General features: G+C 68.4%; 16 protein-coding genes. 8 read left to right on the top strand and 8 right to left on the bottom strand.

What is annotated here, in order from left to right:
- Positions 1–99 precede the first annotated feature (99 nt).
- Positions 100–1,560, bottom strand: a complete 1,461-nt coding sequence (locus EV138_RS17220) for a pre-peptidase C-terminal domain-containing protein (protein WP_133979922.1) — start codon at positions 1,558–1,560, stop codon at positions 100–102.
- 261 nt (positions 1,561–1,821) lie between these two features.
- On the opposite strand from EV138_RS17220, the gene EV138_RS38075 reads away from it, so the two are divergent.
- Entirely contained in the window at positions 1,822–2,892 is a 1,071-nt protein-coding gene (locus EV138_RS38075; RefSeq protein WP_133979921.1) for a glycoside hydrolase family 75 protein, read from the top strand.
- 54 nt (positions 2,893–2,946) lie between these two features.
- Here EV138_RS38075 and EV138_RS17210 read toward each other — a convergent pair whose 3' ends face one another.
- Positions 2,947–4,137 (bottom strand): zinc-dependent alcohol dehydrogenase family protein, encoded by a 1,191-nt coding sequence (locus EV138_RS17210; RefSeq protein WP_133979920.1) that lies wholly within the window; start codon positions 4,135–4,137, stop codon positions 2,947–2,949.
- A complete protein-coding gene (locus EV138_RS17205) occupies positions 4,134–4,550 on the bottom strand; it encodes an acyl-CoA thioesterase (RefSeq protein ID WP_133979919.1) in 417 nt (138 codons plus the stop codon). Before EV138_RS17205 ends, EV138_RS17210 begins: the two co-directional genes overlap by 4 nt.
- Before the next feature lie 22 nt (positions 4,551–4,572).
- Between EV138_RS17205 and EV138_RS17200 the strand changes: the two genes are divergently transcribed.
- Genes EV138_RS17200 through EV138_RS17190 form a run of 3 tightly spaced genes read left to right on the top strand, consistent with a single transcriptional unit; the run spans position 4,573 to position 6,740 of the window.
- Positions 4,573–5,229: an alpha/beta fold hydrolase gene (locus EV138_RS17200; RefSeq protein WP_133979918.1), complete on the top strand. Its 657-nt coding sequence runs from the start codon at positions 4,573–4,575 to the stop codon at positions 5,227–5,229.
- A 41-nt stretch (positions 5,230–5,270) separates the two neighbouring features.
- Positions 5,271–5,768, top strand: a complete 498-nt coding sequence (locus EV138_RS17195) for an SRPBCC family protein (RefSeq protein WP_133979917.1) — start codon at positions 5,271–5,273, stop codon at positions 5,766–5,768.
- 39 nt (positions 5,769–5,807) lie between these two features.
- Positions 5,808–6,740, top strand: coding sequence for an acyl-ACP desaturase (locus EV138_RS17190; protein ID WP_133979916.1), 933 nt, complete (start codon positions 5,808–5,810; stop codon positions 6,738–6,740).
- A gap of 51 nt (positions 6,741–6,791) precedes the next feature.
- On the opposite strand, the gene EV138_RS17185 is transcribed toward EV138_RS17190, so the two are convergent.
- Positions 6,792–7,424 carry a MerR family transcriptional regulator gene (locus EV138_RS17185; protein WP_133979915.1) on the bottom strand — a complete coding sequence of 211 codons (633 nt, stop codon included), beginning with the start codon at positions 7,422–7,424 and terminating at the stop codon, positions 6,792–6,794.
- Positions 7,425–7,497: 73 nt separating this feature from the next.
- Between EV138_RS17185 and EV138_RS17180 the strand changes: the two genes are divergently transcribed.
- Together EV138_RS17180 and EV138_RS17175 are read left to right on the top strand one after the other, a co-directional pair.
- Positions 7,498–7,980 (top strand): DUF4188 domain-containing protein, encoded by a 483-nt coding sequence (locus EV138_RS17180; protein WP_133979914.1) that lies wholly within the window; start codon positions 7,498–7,500, stop codon positions 7,978–7,980.
- Between the two features lie 128 nt (positions 7,981–8,108).
- A complete protein-coding gene (locus tag EV138_RS17175; protein WP_202866743.1) occupies positions 8,109–9,386 on the top strand; it encodes an MFS transporter in 1,278 nt (425 codons plus the stop codon).
- Here EV138_RS17175 and EV138_RS17170 read toward each other — a convergent pair.
- The 4 genes from EV138_RS17170 to EV138_RS17155 form a co-directional block, all read right to left on the bottom strand.
- Positions 9,372–10,562 (bottom strand): ABC transporter permease, encoded by a 1,191-nt coding sequence (locus EV138_RS17170; protein WP_238158188.1) that lies wholly within the window; start codon positions 10,560–10,562, stop codon positions 9,372–9,374. The two genes, EV138_RS17175 and EV138_RS17170, sit on opposite strands and share 15 nt — an antisense overlap.
- A gap of 146 nt (positions 10,563–10,708) precedes the next feature.
- The gene (locus tag EV138_RS17165; protein WP_133979913.1) at positions 10,709–11,401 is read right to left on the bottom strand and encodes an ABC transporter ATP-binding protein; all 693 of its coding nucleotides are present in this window, start codon (positions 11,399–11,401) and stop codon (positions 10,709–10,711) included.
- Positions 11,398–12,696, bottom strand: coding sequence for a peptidoglycan-binding protein (locus tag EV138_RS17160; RefSeq protein ID WP_133979912.1), 1,299 nt, complete (start codon positions 12,694–12,696; stop codon positions 11,398–11,400). The genes EV138_RS17165 and EV138_RS17160 overlap by 4 nt, the downstream gene beginning before the upstream one ends.
- On the bottom strand, positions 12,693–13,754 hold the full coding sequence (locus EV138_RS17155) for a hypothetical protein (protein WP_133979911.1): 1,062 nt from the start codon (positions 13,752–13,754) through the stop codon (positions 12,693–12,695). Before EV138_RS17155 ends, EV138_RS17160 begins: the two co-directional genes overlap by 4 nt.
- 111 nt (positions 13,755–13,865) lie before the next feature.
- On the opposite strand from EV138_RS17155, the gene EV138_RS17150 reads away from it, so the two are divergent.
- Together EV138_RS17150 and EV138_RS17145 are read left to right on the top strand one after the other, a co-directional pair.
- A complete protein-coding gene (locus tag EV138_RS17150; RefSeq protein WP_133979910.1) occupies positions 13,866–14,579 on the top strand; it encodes a response regulator transcription factor in 714 nt (237 codons plus the stop codon).
- On the top strand, positions 14,569–16,431 hold the full coding sequence (locus tag EV138_RS17145; RefSeq protein ID WP_133979909.1) for an ATP-binding protein: 1,863 nt from the start codon (positions 14,569–14,571) through the stop codon (positions 16,429–16,431). Before EV138_RS17150 ends, EV138_RS17145 begins: the two co-directional genes overlap by 11 nt.
- The last annotated feature ends 1 nt before the right edge of the window (position 16,432 follow it).

Raw genomic sequence — 16,432 nt, 5'->3', positions numbered from 1 at the left:
TCAAGGATTCCCCCCAGCGCTTCCACTCCCCCGTGGGTCAACTGCGGGTTGCTGCTTCCCCCAGGGAAAAGCAGCAACCCGCGCAAGACGTCGTACCGGCTAGCCGGCGGTGACGCGGACCGAGTAGGCACCCCGGCTGCCGTAGGTGGAGTAGCCGGTGTTCAGCGGGTCTCCGTACCCGGTGTTGTCGACGCGCAGGTAGTAGCGACCCGCGGCCACCTGCTGGCGGACGCTCGCGCTCAGGCCGGTCGGCGTACCGGCGTTGGACTGGCCGGACGCCGGGTCGGCGGTGGCGACCACCGTGCCGGCCGAGTTCAGCAACTGGAGCTTGATGTCCAGGTCGCCGCCGACGGCCGCCGAGTTCGCGGCGAAGGTGAACGTGCCGGCCGACAGGTCGATCCGGAAGGTGTCGACATCGGCGTCGCTGGCGTAGATCCCGTTGACGGTGGCGCCGAGGCTCAGGGCGGTAGCATCGGTGGTGCCGTTTCCGTGATCGTCGGCCCGCAGCGCCAGGCCGTTCTGGCCGATCACCGCGAAGTCGTCTTCCTTGTTGTTGGCGCCGGCGTACTCGCCTTTGCTCCACTGGCTGATCGCCTTGGAGTAGCCGACCCCCATGATCGGGGCCCACGCGTTGTGACCCGCGTAGTAGCCGACCGACGCAGTACCGTCGTGACTGAGTCCGACGTTGTGGCCGGCTTCGTGCGAGGCGGCCTCCGCGATGTTCTTCGCGCCGGTGCCGACACCCTTCGTGAAGACCAGGGCCGGCTGGTAGTACGCGTGCTGGCTCGTCGAGTCGTAGACGCCGACGTACGCGACACCGCCACAGCCGCACCCGGACTGGTACCAACTGGTCGGGTCGATGACGACGCGCGTCCCGTACTGCTGATCGGACGAGCCCGAGCGGTCGATCGCGGACTCGGCCGGCGCTTGTGTGGTCACGTCGACGTCGAACGGCGCGTAGTCCTCGGCCACCCGGGCCCAGACCTCGCGGACGACGTTCTGCTCGGTGGTGCTCCAGTTGTTCGGATTGCCGTCGGTGTCGTACGGCGTGATGTTCACGGTGGCCGGTTTGCCATTGGTGTTCCAGGCGGTGTTGGTGACCGTGTGACCGTCGAAGTCCAGGTAGATCACCCGGTTCGAACCGGCCTTGCTGTGCAGCTCGAACGCCGGCCCGGCCGCGGCTGCCGCGAGCGTCCGCTTCGAGACCTTCGACTTGGAGGCGGCGGTCTTCTCCTTGGCGGTGGCGACCGGCTCCTTGAAGAACAACTTGCCGTCCTTGTCGAGCCAGCTGGTCCGGTCTCCGGCCAGGATCCGCTGCAGCTGCACCTCGGCCAGACCGTTGCGTTCGGCCAGCTCGGCGAGTCGTGGCTGCAGCTTGGCCAGCGCGGCCTTGCCCTGGAGCGGCCGGCCGGCGAGCTGCTGGCCGAGCATCTGGTCCAGCGGGACCGGTGCCGGCCCGAGCTGTGCGTCTGCCTGGTTTCCGGCGACGATCGCCAGCGCACCGAAAACCACGGCACCGGCGCCTACGAGCGCACCGGTTCGGCGGAACCTGCTCTGCATCAGGGGTCCTCCTCAGGGACTCCTAGCGCGCCGTGGCGGGGGCGGCACGGCGGGCTAGCCTCACTTGTCGTGCGCTCCCGCGCACTTTCCGTAGCCTGCCCGACCGTTGCCGTCGTGTATACGGTTTCATCTCAATTTAACGTTTGCTTGCTCGGCAAACCCTTTCCAGTTCCGGAACCACAGATCGTCGCGAACTCTTGACGGAGCACAGCCGGGGTCTGACAGTTAGGAAAGTTTCCTAACTATATGGAGAGGTGAACGATGCGTAAGTTCCGCCCCCTCGCACTCGTCCTCGCAGTCGTCGGCAGCCTGTTGCTGGTGCCGGCCATCACGTCCCCGGCGTCCGCCGCGACCACGACGTACCAGGCAGAGAACGCCGCCCGCAGCCAGGGAGTGGTCGAGTCGAACCACGCCGGCTACACCGGCACCGGGTTCGTCAACTACGACAACGTGACCGGCTCGTCGGTCACGTTCACGGTGAACGTCGGAACCGCCGGCAGCGCCGCACTGGCCTTCCGGTACTCCAACGGCACGACCGTGAGCCGCCCGATGACGATCGCCGTCGACGGCAGCACGGTCGCGACACCGCAGTTCGCCGGCACCAGCGTGTGGACCACCTGGAAGACGACCACGGTGAACACGAACCTGTCGGCCGGTTCGCACACGATCAAGGCCACCGCGACGACCGCCAACGGCGGCCCGAACCTCGACTCGCTGACCGTCACGGACTCCGGCGGCGGGAGTGGTGGCGCCCCCACCGCGGCCGAACTGCTCGCCAAGGTGAGCACCTGCAGCCAGATCTCCAACGGCACCTACAAGACCGATGAGGAACTCGGCCGGACCATCCCGGTCTGCGGCAAGAACGGCGCGGTCTTCTGGAAAGCCGACATGGACATCGACTGCGACGGCATCCGTACGTCGCAGTGCAACGAGAACACCGACTGCTGCTTCCTGCCCGACACGGCCTTCCACACCTCGAGCGACCAGCCGCTGAACGCGGCCCAACTCCCGTACGTCGTGGTGCCGAGCCCCAGCAGCACCTGGGACTACCGCAACTTCCAGATCGACGGCGGCGGTGTGGTCGCGGTGATCTACAACAACCAGGTCACCTATGCGGTCGTCGGTGACACCGGACCCGAGGACATCATCGGCGAGGCGTCGTACGCCGCGGCGAACCAGCTCGGCATCAACCCCGACCCGAGCAACGGCGGCACGGACTCCGGCGTCACCTACATCGTCTTCAAGAACTCGACCATCAACCCGATCGAGGACCACAACCTGGCCGTCTCCCGCGGTCAGGAACTCGCCCGGACCTTCATCGACAACAACTAGTACTGCGTGAGCGGTGGTGGCGGTCGGCGTACGGCTGACCGTCACCACGGCCGGTCAGAGGACCAGCACCTGCCTGATCGCGGTACCGGCTGCGAGGGTGTCGAAGGCTTCGTTGAGATCGTCGAGACCGACCGTGGCCGAGAGCAGCCGGTCGACCGGGAGGCGGCCGGCGCGGTACAGGGCGATGTAGCGAGGGATGTCCCGGCTGGGGACGGCCGAGCCGAGATAGGAGCCTTTGAGGGTTCGTTCCTCGGCGACCAGGCTGACGGCCGGAATGCTCAAGGTTTGCGAAGGATGTGGCAGGCCGACCGTCACGGTGGTGCCGCCGCGACGGGTTGCGGCGTACGCCTGAGCCAGTACTGCGGCGTTGCCGACGGTCTCGAAAGCGTAGTGCGCGCCGCCGGCTGATGCCGCTCGCACCTCCTCGACGACATCGTTGCTCCGGGCATCGATCGCGTGGGTGGCGCCGAGGGCCAGAGCCAGCTGAAGTTTCTCGGGTACTACGTCGACCGCTACCAGCGGATGAGCTCCGACGAGGGCGGCGCCTAGTAGCGCGGACAAGCCGACGCCGCCCAGGCCGAAGACGACTGCGCTCTGGCCGGCTTGTAGGCGAGCGGTGTTGACCACTGCACCGACACCGGTCATCACTGCGCAGCCGAAGAGGGCTGCGATCTCCGGTGGTAGCTCCGGATCGATCTTCACTGCCGACCTGGCCGAGACCACCGCATGGTCCGCGAAGCCGGAAACACCCAGGTGATGGTGCAGGTCCAACGAGCCGACGGGCGCGGTGGTAGGCCCGCGATCCCCGGAGGGGGCAGTGGCGGGCCGGCGTTCGCCGGAGGGCGTGATGGTGGTGAGGCGGCGTTGGCCGGAGAGCAAGGTGCCGGCGGTGTTGGCGGCGGCGCCTGGTTCGCAGAGGGCGGCGCGGCCTTCGGCGCAGGGGCCGCAGGTGCCGCAGGCGGGGACGAAGGCGAAGCCGACCGTGTCGCCCGGCGAGAATCCCGCCGCCTCGGAACGGATCACCTCGCCGGTCGCCTCGTGGCCGAGCAGCATCGGCATCACCCGCGGCCGCGAGCTGTCGATGACGGAGAGATCGGAGTGACACAGGCCGGCCGCGCGGATCCGGACCAGCAGCTCACCCGGGCCGGGTGGAGCGAGCTCGACCTCTTCGATCCGGAGCGGACGCGATACGGCGTACGGGCTGGGCAGGCCCATCTCGCGGAGGACGGCGCCGCGGACGATCATCCGGTGATTCCTTCCAGGGCGGTCCGGATCGGGTCCGGGATCGGGACGGGACGGCGGTCGGTCCGGTCGACGAACACGTGCACGAACCGGCCGATCGCCGCCGGGTCGTCGGCGCCCGACCGGAACAGGCCGATCTCGTAGTGGACGCTGGAGTTGCCGAGTTTCGACACCCGCAGCCCGGCGTCGACGGAGTCGGGGAACGCGAGCGACTGCTTGAACGTGCACTGCGACTCGACGCACAGCCCGATCACGTCGCCACGGTGGATATCGAGTTCACCGGCGCGGATCAGGAAGTCGTTGATCACGGTGTCGAAGAAGCTGTAGTACTCGACGTTGTTCACGTGCCCGTAGACGTCGTTGTCCTTCCACCGCGTACCGATCGCGAGGAAGTGCGGGAAGGCGCTCCGTTCCATCGGCCCACCATAAGGTGATGCCGTGACTTACGTGCTGATCCCCGGCGCCGGCTGCACGCCCTGGCACTGGCACCCGCTCACCGCCGAACTCGAGGCGCGCGGACACGAGGTCATCGCTGTCGACCTCCCCTGCGACGACGAGTCCGCAGGACTTGCTTCGTACTGCGAGGCGGTGGTGACCGCTGTCGGCCGGCGTACGGAGCTTGTCGTGGTGGCGCACTCGCTCGGCGGGTTCACTGCGCCTGCTGTGTGCGAACGGTTGCCGGTGGAGCTGATGGTGTTTGTCGCGGGCATGATCCCGCTGCCGGGTGAAGCGGTGAGCGACTACTGGGGGCATACGGACTACAAGTGGGACGGCGATCCGGAGTCGGACTACTTCTTCCAGGACCTTCCGGCCGAGCTCGCTGTCGAGGCGAGGCGGCGGTTGCGGGCTCAAGCCGGGCGGCCGATGGACGATCCCGCCTTGTTCGAGCGGTGGCCTGAGGTGCCGACGCGGGCGGTGATCGCGACCGACGACCTGCTGTTCCCGGCCGACTATCTTCGGGCGCTGACTGTCGACCGGCTCGGGTTCGCACCGGCCGAGCTGCCTGGTGGGCACTTCCCGATGCTCGGCCACGCCGGTGAGCTGGCTGAGTTGCTGGAGACATACCGCCGCGAAGTACAGGGGCGCGAAAAGTAGCGAAATGTCGAGGGCGGGGCTGGGGCGGCGACGTTGCCGGCATGGATGACTTCGGAGTTACTGGGGCAACGGTTGAGATTCAGGTGCTGGTCGGGGCGCGGATCGAGGAGGTGTGGGGCTGGATCACGGATGTGGCGGGGTACGGCCTGTGGAGTCCGGAGTGCGTGTACGGCGCCTGGGTGGACGGCGCTGACGGGCCGGCGGTAGGGGCTTGGTTCGAGGCGCGGAACGAGTTCGCCGACGGGTTCAAGACCGAGGTGCGGTGCCGGGTGACGCTGGCGGAGGAACCGGTGCGGTTCGGGTGGGACGTGTTCGGTGGCGAGGACGAGCCGTTCGCACACTGGGAGTACGAGCTGGCGGCGCGGGCCGACCGGACGCTGATCCGCCAGTCGTTCACGCACGGGCCGGGCGACAGCGGGATGCGGCGCGGCGTACTCGCCGATCCTGCTGGGGCGGAAGCGGCGAAGCAACGTCGGCTGGATCAGCTGGGCCGGAACATGCGGCTGACCATCGCGGCGATGGTGAACGCCCGGGCTTAACTTACGGTTGCGTAACTTACGGTGCCGTAAGGTGGGGGGATGGATGCCAAGTTGGTGACGAATCTGCTGCACGAGCTCGAGCCTGTGGTCGAGGAGAATCTCGAGCGGCACCTGAAGATCACCAAGAACTGGAATCCGCACGACTACGTGCCGTGGAGCGAGGGCCGCGACTTCGCGTTCCTCGGCGGCGAGGACTGGGCGCCGGAGCAGTCCCGGCTGGATCCGGTCGCCAAGGTCGCGATGATCACCAACCTGCTGACCGAGGACAACCTGCCGTCGTACCACCGCGAGATCGCGACCCAGTTCGGTCTCGACGGCGCGTGGGGCACGTGGGTCGGCCGCTGGACCGCCGAGGAGGGCCGGCACGGGATCGCGCTGCGCGACTACCTCGTGGTCACCCGCGGCGTCGACCCGGTCGAGCTGGAAGTGGCCCGGATGGCGCACATGACCGCCGGGCACCAGGTCGACAAGAACATGCTCGAGGCGATCGCGTACGTCAGCTTCCAGGAGCTGGCCACCCGGGTCTCGCACCGCAACACCGGCAAGGCGACCGGCTGCAAGATCGCGGACCAGTTGCTGCTCCGGATCGCGACCGACGAGAACCTGCACATGATCTTCTACCGCAACCTGGTCGCGGCCGCGTTCGAGGCGGCGCCGAACGAGACGATGCGGGCCGTCACCAACGAGGTCCGCGACTTCTCCATGCCGGGCGCCACGATGGAGGGGTTCGCCCGGAACTCCGTCACGATCGCGAAGGCCGGCATCTACGACCTGCGGCTGCACCACGACGAGGTGGTCGCCCCGATCCTGCGGAACTGGAAGGTCTTCGAGCGCGAGGACCTGTCCGGCGACGGCGCGAAGGCTCGCGACGAACTGGCCGAGTTCATGGCCGCCCTGGACGCCCAGGCCACCCGCTTCGTCGAGCAACGCACCCGCCTCCTCGACCGCCAGGCCGCCCGCGCCCAAGCCTGACGGCGAGAGGGGCAGCAGCCGAGCGACGGGCGGCGGCAGACCAGGTCCGAGCTACGGGCAGGGGTGGGTCGGTACTGCGCCGTAGCGGCGGGCTGAGGCGTTTTGCTGGGCCAGGCGGCGGAGGGCCAGCAGGACCGGGCCGCCCAGGGCGGTGATGACGACGGTGGCTTCGACGGTTTCGGCGCGGTCGCCGGCCGGGAGATGGGCGACGTCGGCGTCGCCTACTTGTTCGGCTGCCATCAGGTAGCTGTCGAGCAGGGTCGAGTCGAGTGGGTGTCCGACTCGGTCGAGGGCGTCGAGGGCGTTGGCGAGCAGGGCGCGGTCGGGTGACTGGTCGTCGACCAGCCAGCCGTGGTCGTCAAGTAGTTCGCCGACCCGCTCGAGGGATTCGGGTGACGCTTCGATGGACTCCGGCAGCAGAGCGCCGTGGGCAGCGCCCAGTACGGCGTGCATCTGCTGGGACTCCTCGTCGACGGCGGCGAGGACACCGCGAACCCGGGCGAGGCTGAGGCCGCCCGACTCGACCAGCGCCCGGATCAGGCGCAGGCGGCGGACGTGCGACTCGTCGTACCGGGCTCTGGTCGCGCCGACCGATTCGCCCGCGGGCAGGAGTCCTTCGCGCAGGTAGTACTTGATCGTCGCCACCGGCACCTCGGTCTGCCGGGACAGTTCAGCGATCCACATGCTCACTCCCTCTTGACTTTTGGAGAGTATCACTTTCCAATATTGGAGAGTCGAACTATCTAAGGGGGCAGTCATGGATGTCATCGAGGGGCGGCAGACCGCGGCGCACGACGGGGAGATCGTGGTGTTCCTGATCGGGATGCGGGTGAACAAGCTGCGGGCCTGGCGGCAGTGGCTGCCGGTCGCGAAGGCGATGGGTCCGATGCTGCGCGAACTGTCCGAGGACCCGGACAGCGGGCTGCTCGGATTCCGCAGCTTCTTCGGGCTGCGGAACACGACGATGCTGCAGTACTGGGAGTCGACCGAGAAGCTGCAGGCCTTCGCGAACGACCCCGATCGCACGCATCGGCCGGCCTGGACCGAGTTCTACAAGCTCGCCTACAAGGGCAACAACGTGGGGATCTGGCACGAGACGTACGTCGTACCGGCCGGGAACTTCGAGACCATCTACGGGAACATGCCGTTGCTCGGCCTCGGCAAGGCGTCCGGTGTCGTTGCCGCGAACAAGCGCGGCCGCACCGCTGCCGAGCGGCTGGCCAAGAAGCCGGTGTCCTGAGCGGCCCCTCCGGGCCAGCCTCTCCGGCGACTCCCTCCCGCGCCCTCCCTGGCCTCCTCTCCACCGCCCCGCTTGGGCCTCAGAGTCCGGGGCCGGGTGGAGGATGCGGAGGCGGTTACAGTGCAGCCGTGCAGTTCATCCGGGATCTCGGCAGGCTGTTGCGGCGTGCGGATTTCCGGCGACTGTTCGCGGTCCGGCTGACGTCGCAGTTCGGCGACGGCGTGTTCCAGGTCGCGCTGGCGGCGTACGTGCTGTTCTCGCCGGAGCGCGCGCCGGACGCGGCCGCGATCGCCGGACTGTTCGCGGTCGCGCTGCTGCCGTTCTCGATCCTCGGTCCCTTCACCGGCGTGCTGCTCGATCGCTGGTCGCGCCGGCAGATTCTGTTCGGTGCGAACCTCACCCGGGCCGGGCTGGTCCTCGTCGTCGGCGCGATTGTTGCCCTAGGCAACGCCGGGGTGCCGTTCTATCTCGCCGTCCTGCTCACCCTCGGCGTCAACCGCTTCCTGCTCTCCGGCCTGTCCGCCGGTCTCCCCCACGTCGTCGACTCCGACGAACTGGTGATGGCGAACGCGGTCACCCCGACGTCGGGCACCGCGTCCTTCCTGATCGGCGGCGGCGTCGGAGCCGGCGTGAAACTCGTCTCCGACTCGGACCTCGCAGTTCTCGGTACTACGGCCGCTGTCTACCTCGCCGCTGCCCTCCTCGCGTTGCGGCTCGGGCGACGCCAGCTCGGCCCGGACCTGACCGGTGACGAGCCCGGCGTCGTCGAGGCGATCCGCGGCATCGTCGCCGGCCTGATCGACGGCGGTCGGCATCTGAAGGAGCGACGGCAGGCCGCACTCGGGCTGGCCGCGATCGGGTCGCTCAGGTTCTTCTTCGGTCTCGTCACGGTCGCGATGATCCTGTTGTACCGGAACAGGTTCTACGGTCCCGACCAGCTGGACAAGGCTTTCGGCGCCCTCGCGCTGGCGACCGGTGCGATCGGAGCGGGTTTGTTCATCGCCGCTCTCGTGACGCCCTGGGCGACTCGCGTCCTGACCCTTCGCCGCTGGATCACCGTGCTCTTCGTGGCGGCCGCGATCGTGACGGCGTTCCCCGGCGGGCTGTACACCCAACCCGCGATCCTGATTTCGGGGTTCTTCACCGGCTTCTGCGCGCAAGGCATCAAGATCAGCGTCGACACCCTCGTCCAGACAGGTGTCGACGACGTGTACCGCGGCCGGGTCTTCTCCCTCTACGACATGATCTTCAACGTCGGGCAGGTCTCGGCGGCCGCACTCGGTGCCGTGATCCTGCCCGACGACGGGAAGTCCTACCCAGTGCTCACCTTCGTAGTACTTGGCTTCGGGCTTACCGCACTGGCCTACTCCAGGCTCTCGGCAAGGCAGCCGCTAAGCACCGCGTAGCGCCGTGATCGGCTGGATTGCCGAGGCTTTCCAGGCGGGGTAAGTGCCGGCGACGAGGCCGATGAACGCGCCCAGGAACGGCGAACCGAACGACAGCGAGGTGGACAGGATCGGGGTCCAGTCCCGGCCCCAGGAGACGCCGACGGTCAGGAGTACGCCGACCGCCGTACCGAGCAATCCGCCGAGGAAGCCGACCAGCACGCTTTCCACGAGGAACTGCGCGGCCACGTGTCGTCGCGCGGCGCCCAGGGCTCGTCGCAGGCCGATCTCGGAGACTCGTTCCAGAACCGACAGCAGCGTCACGTTCGCGATGCCGAGACCGCCGACGAGGAGCGCGACCGCTCCGAGCAGCAGGAAGAGTGCGTTGAGGTCGCTCTGCACGCCTTTCCGTACGCCGCCCTGTGCCGGCGGCGCGTCGACCTTCAGCGTGCTCGGGTTGTTCGGGTCGATCGCGACCGGTGCCTGCTTCGCGATCAACTGCGCCGCGCCCACCTGGGTACGGATCTCGACGGAGTCCGGGGCCTCGAGGTCGTACGCCGCTTTGGCGGTCCCGTTCGGCATGATCACCGAGTCGAGGAGTTCGGCGCGGCCGCTGACCGAGTCGAGGATGCCGATCACGGTGTACGGCTGGTCGCCGATGAACACGGCCGGCTGGGAATCGACCCGGTTGATGCCGAGGCGGTCGGCCGCATTCTTGCCGAGGACAACGACCCGGTCGGCGCGGGAGTCGTGGCCGGCATCGAAGTACCGGCCGGTGCGCAGGGTCGCCCGGACGGCCTCGAACAGGCCGGGTGATCCCGCCAGCACGGTGAGTGCGTGGCCGTCCTTCTGGGTGTCGAGACCGGCGACGCTGCGGACCAGGTCGTCGCCGACGTCGAGCGTGCTCACCGTGCCGGCCGCGTCGACTCCGTTCAGTCGTCGGATCCGGTCGGGTGCGTCCCAGGGCAGTTGGGTCGCCGCTTCGCCTTCCTGACCGCCCTTGTCGTCGGGTGAGACCACGACGCGGGTGGCGGCGGCGAGGTCGAAGCGCTGGGTGATCTGACCGTTCGCCGTCTGGCCGAGCCCGACGGTCGCAACCAGCGCGGCAACTCCGAGCACGGTCCCGAGCGTCGTCAGGACCAACCGAGTCGGCCGCGCGGCCACGCCCGCCAACGCTTCATCCAACAAATCCCGCACCGCGGGCCCACTCCTGACCCGCTTCCCAGCGCGCCTATTGCGCGAGCCCGCAGCTCGTCGAATCAATCCCGCGAGACCAAGCCGGAAGCGGTTGGCTCGCGAAGTGGACGGCTCGCCGGCGGGATCCGGGGAGCCTGTTCTTGGGGTTACCACTGGAGGGTTCCGTCGACTATGCGGACCTGGCGTTGGGCTCGTTGGCTGACGTGGGCGTCGTGGGTGATGACGGCCAGCGTCATGCCTTCGTGGTGGAGTTCGTCGAAGACTTCGAGGATTGCTTCCGCGTTGGCGCTGTCGAGGTTGCCGGTGGGCTCGTCGGCCAGCAGGAGGCTCGGCTCTGCCACCAGTGCTCTGGCGATCGCGACCCGTTGGCGTTCACCGCCGGACAACGTGCCCGGACCGAAGTCCATCCGGTGTGCCAGTCCGACCCGCTCCAGCGCGACCCGCGCGCGAGCCATCCGTTGCTTGCGCGGCACCCCGACGTACACCATCGAGAGCGCGACGTTCTCCAGCACCGTGCGGTGGTCGAGCAGATGGAACGACTGGAACACGAACCCGATCCGCTCCCCCCGCAGGACGGCGCGACGCCGCTCCCGCAGGCTCATCGTGTCGACCCCGTCGAGCCGGTAGACACCACCGGTCGGGTTGTCGAGCAGCCCGAGCAGATGCAGCAGCGTCGACTTCCCCGACCCGGACGGCCCGACGATCGACAGGTACTCCCCCTCGCGGATCGTCAGATCCACCTCGCGGATCGCCTGCACCTCGGGCGGCCCGGGAAAGAACCGCCGTACGCCGATCATCTCGACCACCGGTGCCGGCAGGGCGACCGCGGTGGCGGTCATCGCCCGACCACCACTTGGTCGCCCTGGACCAGCTTGGCGTCGCCGGCCGGCGTCACCTGCGCATAACCGTCAGCCGACAGCCCGACCGTCACCGGGATGAGCTCGACCTTGCCGTCCCGCAGTACTTCGACGCGCGAACTCCCGTCGGGCCCGGCCGACAGCGCGGCCACCGGTACGGCGAGCACCTTGCCGTTGGTGCTCTTGACCGGGATGGTGACCCGGACGTTGGCGTCGCGGAGCAGCTCCAACTGGTGCGCGGTGAGCGACTTGGGCGCCACCACCACGTAGTACTGGTCGGCGTTGCGGGTGATGCGGCGGACGGTGGCGGGCACGATGGTGCCGTCGCCGAGGTCGAGGCTGGCGGTCATCCCGGCCTTGAGCCGCTCGTGTGTCTGCGCGTCCACCTTGAGGGTGACGACCAGGGAGGCACCGCTGGCCGACATCACCACGCCGTTGACGGTGCCGCCGCGCTCGACCTTCACGTCGTCGACCCGGCGCGGCAGCGACTTCACGAACACGACCTCGGACACGGGCAGCGGCGTACCGGCTTTGAACCTGGCGTCCGCGAGCGCCGTCTCCGCGTCGTCGAGGTTGTCCTGCGCGTCGCTCACCGCACCCTGCTCGACGGAGAGGTCCTTCTTTCCCGGCATCGCCTTGGCCTGGTTGAGCGCGCGTCGGGCCTGCCGGAGCGCGTTCTTCGCCTGGTCGACGTTCTTCTTGGCGGCGTCGACCGTCTGGGTCAGCCGCTCGTCCGGCTCGGGCGCGTCGTATCCCGCAGCCTCGTAGAGCTGCTCGACAGCGTTCGCGGTGTCGAGGTCGTACTTGCTGTCCACCGTCCCCGGGTCGAACCCGAGCCGGTCGAGCGTCTGCTCCAACTGCAGCACATCCGGCCCCTTGCTCCCCGGCGAGAGCGTCCGGTACATCGGCAGTACGCCGGCCAGCCCGATCACCGGGCGTCCGGTGATCTCCAGCAGCGCCTTGCCCTCCTTCAGGGTCGACCCGACGGTCGGCACCTTCCCGGTCACCACGGCCGGCGTGGTCAGCCCACTCGTCTCGACCCGGATGTTCACCGCGCCGTCGAACGACGTGTCGCCGCGGCCGACCACCTTGCTGGCCAGCGCTTTCAACTCCACCGGCACGGTGATCTGGGAGGCCTTCGGCGGTGCGGTCTTCGCGGCGGCGTCCTCCGGCGAGGTGATCCGGCTGCCCGCGGCGACACCGACGCCCAAGGAGAGCGCGGCGACCGCGGACACCCCGACCAGAACGCGCCGGCGGGACTTGGGTGAAGCGGTCACCGGTTCGCCATTCCGTCGCGGTAGGCCTCCAGCTCGGCCTTGTGGCTGCTGACGAACTCCTTCTCCAGTTCGAACTGCGCCTTCTTGTACGACGCGTCGTACACCTTCGCCTTGCAGCCCTGGTCGGCCTTGGCCAGCTCGATCTCGAACTTCCGCAGGTCGGCCAGCTTCTGCGCGTCGACCTTGTCGAACGAGGGCGGCCCGACCACGACGTTCTTGCCCGGCCGGGGTGTCTGCGCGCCGCCGGTGCCGGTCAGCTCGTCCAGCTTCTTGCTGACCTTCTCCCGCGGCTCGTCGACCTTCTTGAATCCGGCGTGCCCGGCATCGGCCAGACAGTCCGACCAAGCGGCGGTGGCATCGACCACCCGCTGGTCGGCCTCGATCCGCTTCCGCAGGGCGTCGATGTCCTTGAAGAGCGATTCGTACTTGCTGAAGTCGGCCATCTTGTCGTCGGCCTTGCCGTACACCTGCTCCGCCGCCTTCCCGCGACAGCCGGTGTCCAGCTTGGCGCCGTTCTTCCCGTCGGCCGGGATCGCGACGACGTTGCCTCCGTTGGTGGCGAGCTGGCCGTTCAGCGCCTTGTCGTAGGCCTTCTTCGCGGTCGGCGACAACTTGTTGCGGATGGCCGTGTTCGGGTTGCTGGTGTCGTCCTTGCCCAGTTTCGACCAGTCGATGGTGCTGATGCCGTAGCCGTACTGCTCGGCGAACTTGTCCGGCGGCAGGTTGAAGGCGTCGTTGAACTTGGACTTCGGGTTCGACTCCGGCGGTACGGCGACGTAGTCGAAGCCGGCCGTCTTCATACAGGCGGCGGTCGCGTCCTCGATCTTGCGTTGCTTGGCCAGTTGCTCCTCGTCGGACTCCTGCGGACCGCCGGCCCGCACCGCCATCCGCATGCCGCCACCGGAACTGCTGGCGAAGCCGTCCCCCATGTACTCCGCGAGCGGGCTCTTCTCGTCGCTCTGCACCGGTTTCTTGTCCGCCGCCGGACCGTTGACGATCCCGCAACCAGCCAGTGCCAGCACGGCAACCAGTGAGAGCGCTTTGCGTGAGTTCTTCATGGGGCCGAGCGTGGCCCGGGTGCTGTGAAGAACCTGTGAAGGACCGATCAGCACCCGATGCTCTCAGCTGATCTTCATCGAAATCTCATCAAGTTCGGCGACAGTGAACAGATGCCAGCCCGGATCCTCGTTGCCGAAGACGACCGCAAGCAGGCGGAGCTGATCCGGCGATACCTCGAGCGCGAGGGTCACCTGACGGTCGTCGTCCACGACGGCCGGGCCGCCATCGACGAGGCCCGCCGGCGCAGCCCCGACCTGCTGGTCCTCGACGTGATGATGCCCAAGGTGGACGGCCTGGACGTCTGTCGCGTACTCCGCGCCGACGGTGCCGGCGATCGGGACGTCCCGATCATCATGCTGACCGCTCGGGCGACCGAGGACGATTTGTTGCTCGGTCTCGACCTGGGCGCGGACGACTACCTCACCAAGCCCTACAACCCCCGTGAACTGGTAGCCCGGGTGCGGACCGTACTACGGCGTACGCGCGGGCGGGCCGAAGGCGAGGTGTACCGGGTCGGCGCGCTCGAGATCGACCCGGTGCGGCACGAGGTCCGGCTGGCCGGTGACCTGGTCGACGTGACGCCGGCCGAGTTCAAGATCTTGGCCTGCCTGGCCGCTTCGCCGGGTCGTGCCTTCTCCCGGCAGCAGTTGCTGGAGCACGCGTTCGGCTTCGACCACTACGTGTTCGACCGGACCATCGACGTGCACGTGATGAACCTGCGCAAGAAGATCGAGCCGGAACCCGGCAACCCGGCGTACCTCAAGACCGTGTACGGCGTGGGCTACAAGCTGGCCGACAAGGTGGTGACCTCGGATGCGTCGTAGCGTCCTGCTCAGATTCCTCGGGCTGTCGCTGGCGGTGGCCCTCGGCGCGGTGATCGCGACAGCGGTGATCGCCACCTACAGCACGTCGGAGAAGCTGCAGGGCGAGTTGGAGGACAACGCCTCGCAACTGCAGGTCGACGGGGACATCTATGCCCGGCTCAGTACCTTCGCGGGCGATCACGCCACCTGGTCGGGCGTCGACAAGGTCGTCCGGCAACTGGCCGACCAGACCGGCCGCCGGATCGCGCTGACCGATGCCGACGGGACGATGATCGTCGACTCCGCCCGGGTCCTCGGCGCCGGGCCGGACCTACCTTCGGTGCCTGCGGCAACGATCGACGCGCGGAACAGTGGCGCGGCCGGTGCCGGCGGCATGTTCGTCAGCGCGGTCGCCGCGACGGCACCGCGGTCAGTGGCTTTCGGGAAGGCGTCGCTCGCCGCGATCACGATCGGCGCAGGCCAATGGGGGTTGACCGATGCCGAGCTACGGCAGCGCGAGAAGCTGGCGGCGCAGGCGGTGGACTGCTACCGGGCGCACGGCCGCAACGTGACCGTCTCGACCAGCGCCGACGGTGTCCCGACCCTGGCCTACGAGGCCACCCAACTCTCCGGCTATTCCATGACCGAGATCCCGAAACCGACCGCCGCCGAGAACGACTCGTGCCTTCCGGCCGGCCTTTACGCGCCGAGCGCGAAGGCGATCAAGATCAACAGCGACGAGATCCGCCGGTCGATCGCCTGCCTCGATGCGGCCGGCGAGCAGTACACGCTCCAGGCCACCACCAAGACCGACGGACTCCAGGTCGTCACTCCCAAGGACAAGTCCAACGTCTCCAAGCAGTTCGTCGACTGCACCGTTCAGGCTCGCTCCGACGCCCTCGCGCCGTACGTCGCTCCGCAGGCGAAGCTCTACCTCGGGGCCAAGAGCACCTTCAACGTCTTCTCCGGCGAAGGACTCCTCCGTACTGCGGCGACAGCGCTCGGCGTGCTCCTGATCGCCGCGCTGGTGATGGTGTTCGCGGGCCGCCGCCTGGTTCGGCCGATCCTGGCGCTGACCGGCGCAGCCCAGCGGATGACCAACGGCGACCACGCGGCCAGGGTCCCGGTGACCGGGCGCGACGAGGTCGCCCGGCTCGGGCACGCCTTCAACGCGATGGCCGAGTCGATCCAGCATCACGACGTCCAGCGGAAGGCGATGGTGAGCGACGTGGCGCACGAGCTGCGGACCCCGCTCGCCAACATCAAGGGCTACCTGGTTGCCTCCGAGGACGGCGTGGTGCCGCTCGACAAGGAGCTGGTCACCTCGTTGCTGGAGGAGGCCGGGCTGCTCGAGCGCCTGGTGATCGACCTGCAGGATCTGGCTCTCGCCGACGCGGGGATGCTGCGCCTGCACCAGGATCCGCGCGATCTGGGTGAGCTCGCGCAGCAGGTGGTGTCGGCGCATCGCCCGGCGGCCGAGTCGGCGGGCGTCACGCTCCGCGCCGAAGTGGCCGGAGCAGCTCCCGCGATCGTCGACGGCGCACGGATCCGCCAGGCATTGGGGAATCTGGTCTCGAACGCGATCCGCTTCACCGGGGCAGGCGGTCACGTCCTGGTCGGCGTACGGGGTGTCGGTGACGGCTACCACCTGACGGTGACCGACAACGGTGCCGGGATCGCGCCGGAGCACCTGCCGTATCTCTTCGACCGCTTCTACCGCGCCGAGCATTCCCGCAGCCGGACGACGGGCGGCAGCGGACTCGGGCTGGCGATCACCAAGCACCTGGTCGAGGCCCACGGCGGCACGATCACCGTCACCAGTACGCCGGGGCAGGGCTCCACGTTCACGATCCGGGTCCCTGCTCGTCCCTAGA

It is taken from the genome of Kribbella voronezhensis (assembly GCF_004365175.1).
Taxonomy (GTDB): Bacteria; Actinomycetota; Actinomycetes; order Propionibacteriales; family Kribbellaceae; genus Kribbella; species Kribbella voronezhensis.
The sequence above is the reverse complement of the archived record's forward strand: the minus strand, read 5'-3'. Positions and strand labels throughout refer to the sequence as shown.

What these genes read in the sequence shown, in the direction of transcription:
- EV138_RS17155 (WP_133979911.1), bottom strand. Translation starts at nt 13,754, where the DNA reads ATGAAGAACTCACGCAAAGCGCTCTCACTGGTTGCCGTGCTGGCACTG.
- EV138_RS17145 (WP_133979909.1), top strand. Translation starts at nt 14,569, where the DNA reads ATGCGTCGTAGCGTCCTGCTCAGATTCCTCGGGCTGTCGCTGGCGGTG.
- EV138_RS17180 (WP_133979914.1), top strand. Translation starts at nt 7,498, where the DNA reads ATGGATGTCATCGAGGGGCGGCAGACCGCGGCGCACGACGGGGAGATC.
- EV138_RS17220 (WP_133979922.1), bottom strand. Translation starts at nt 1,560, where the DNA reads ATGCAGAGCAGGTTCCGCCGAACCGGTGCGCTCGTAGGCGCCGGTGCC.
- EV138_RS38075 (WP_133979921.1), top strand. Translation starts at nt 1,822, where the DNA reads ATGCGTAAGTTCCGCCCCCTCGCACTCGTCCTCGCAGTCGTCGGCAGC.
- EV138_RS17185 (WP_133979915.1), bottom strand. Translation starts at nt 7,424, where the DNA reads ATGTGGATCGCTGAACTGTCCCGGCAGACCGAGGTGCCGGTGGCGACG.
- EV138_RS17165 (WP_133979913.1), bottom strand. Translation starts at nt 11,401, where the DNA reads ATGACCGCCACCGCGGTCGCCCTGCCGGCACCGGTGGTCGAGATGATC.
- EV138_RS17205 (WP_133979919.1), bottom strand. Translation starts at nt 4,550, where the DNA reads ATGGAACGGAGCGCCTTCCCGCACTTCCTCGCGATCGGTACGCGGTGG.
- EV138_RS17210 (WP_133979920.1), bottom strand. Translation starts at nt 4,137, where the DNA reads ATGATCGTCCGCGGCGCCGTCCTCCGCGAGATGGGCCTGCCCAGCCCG.
- EV138_RS17195 (WP_133979917.1), top strand. Translation starts at nt 5,271, where the DNA reads ATGGATGACTTCGGAGTTACTGGGGCAACGGTTGAGATTCAGGTGCTG.
- EV138_RS17150 (WP_133979910.1), top strand. Translation starts at nt 13,866, where the DNA reads ATGCCAGCCCGGATCCTCGTTGCCGAAGACGACCGCAAGCAGGCGGAG.
- EV138_RS17190 (WP_133979916.1), top strand. Translation starts at nt 5,808, where the DNA reads ATGGATGCCAAGTTGGTGACGAATCTGCTGCACGAGCTCGAGCCTGTG.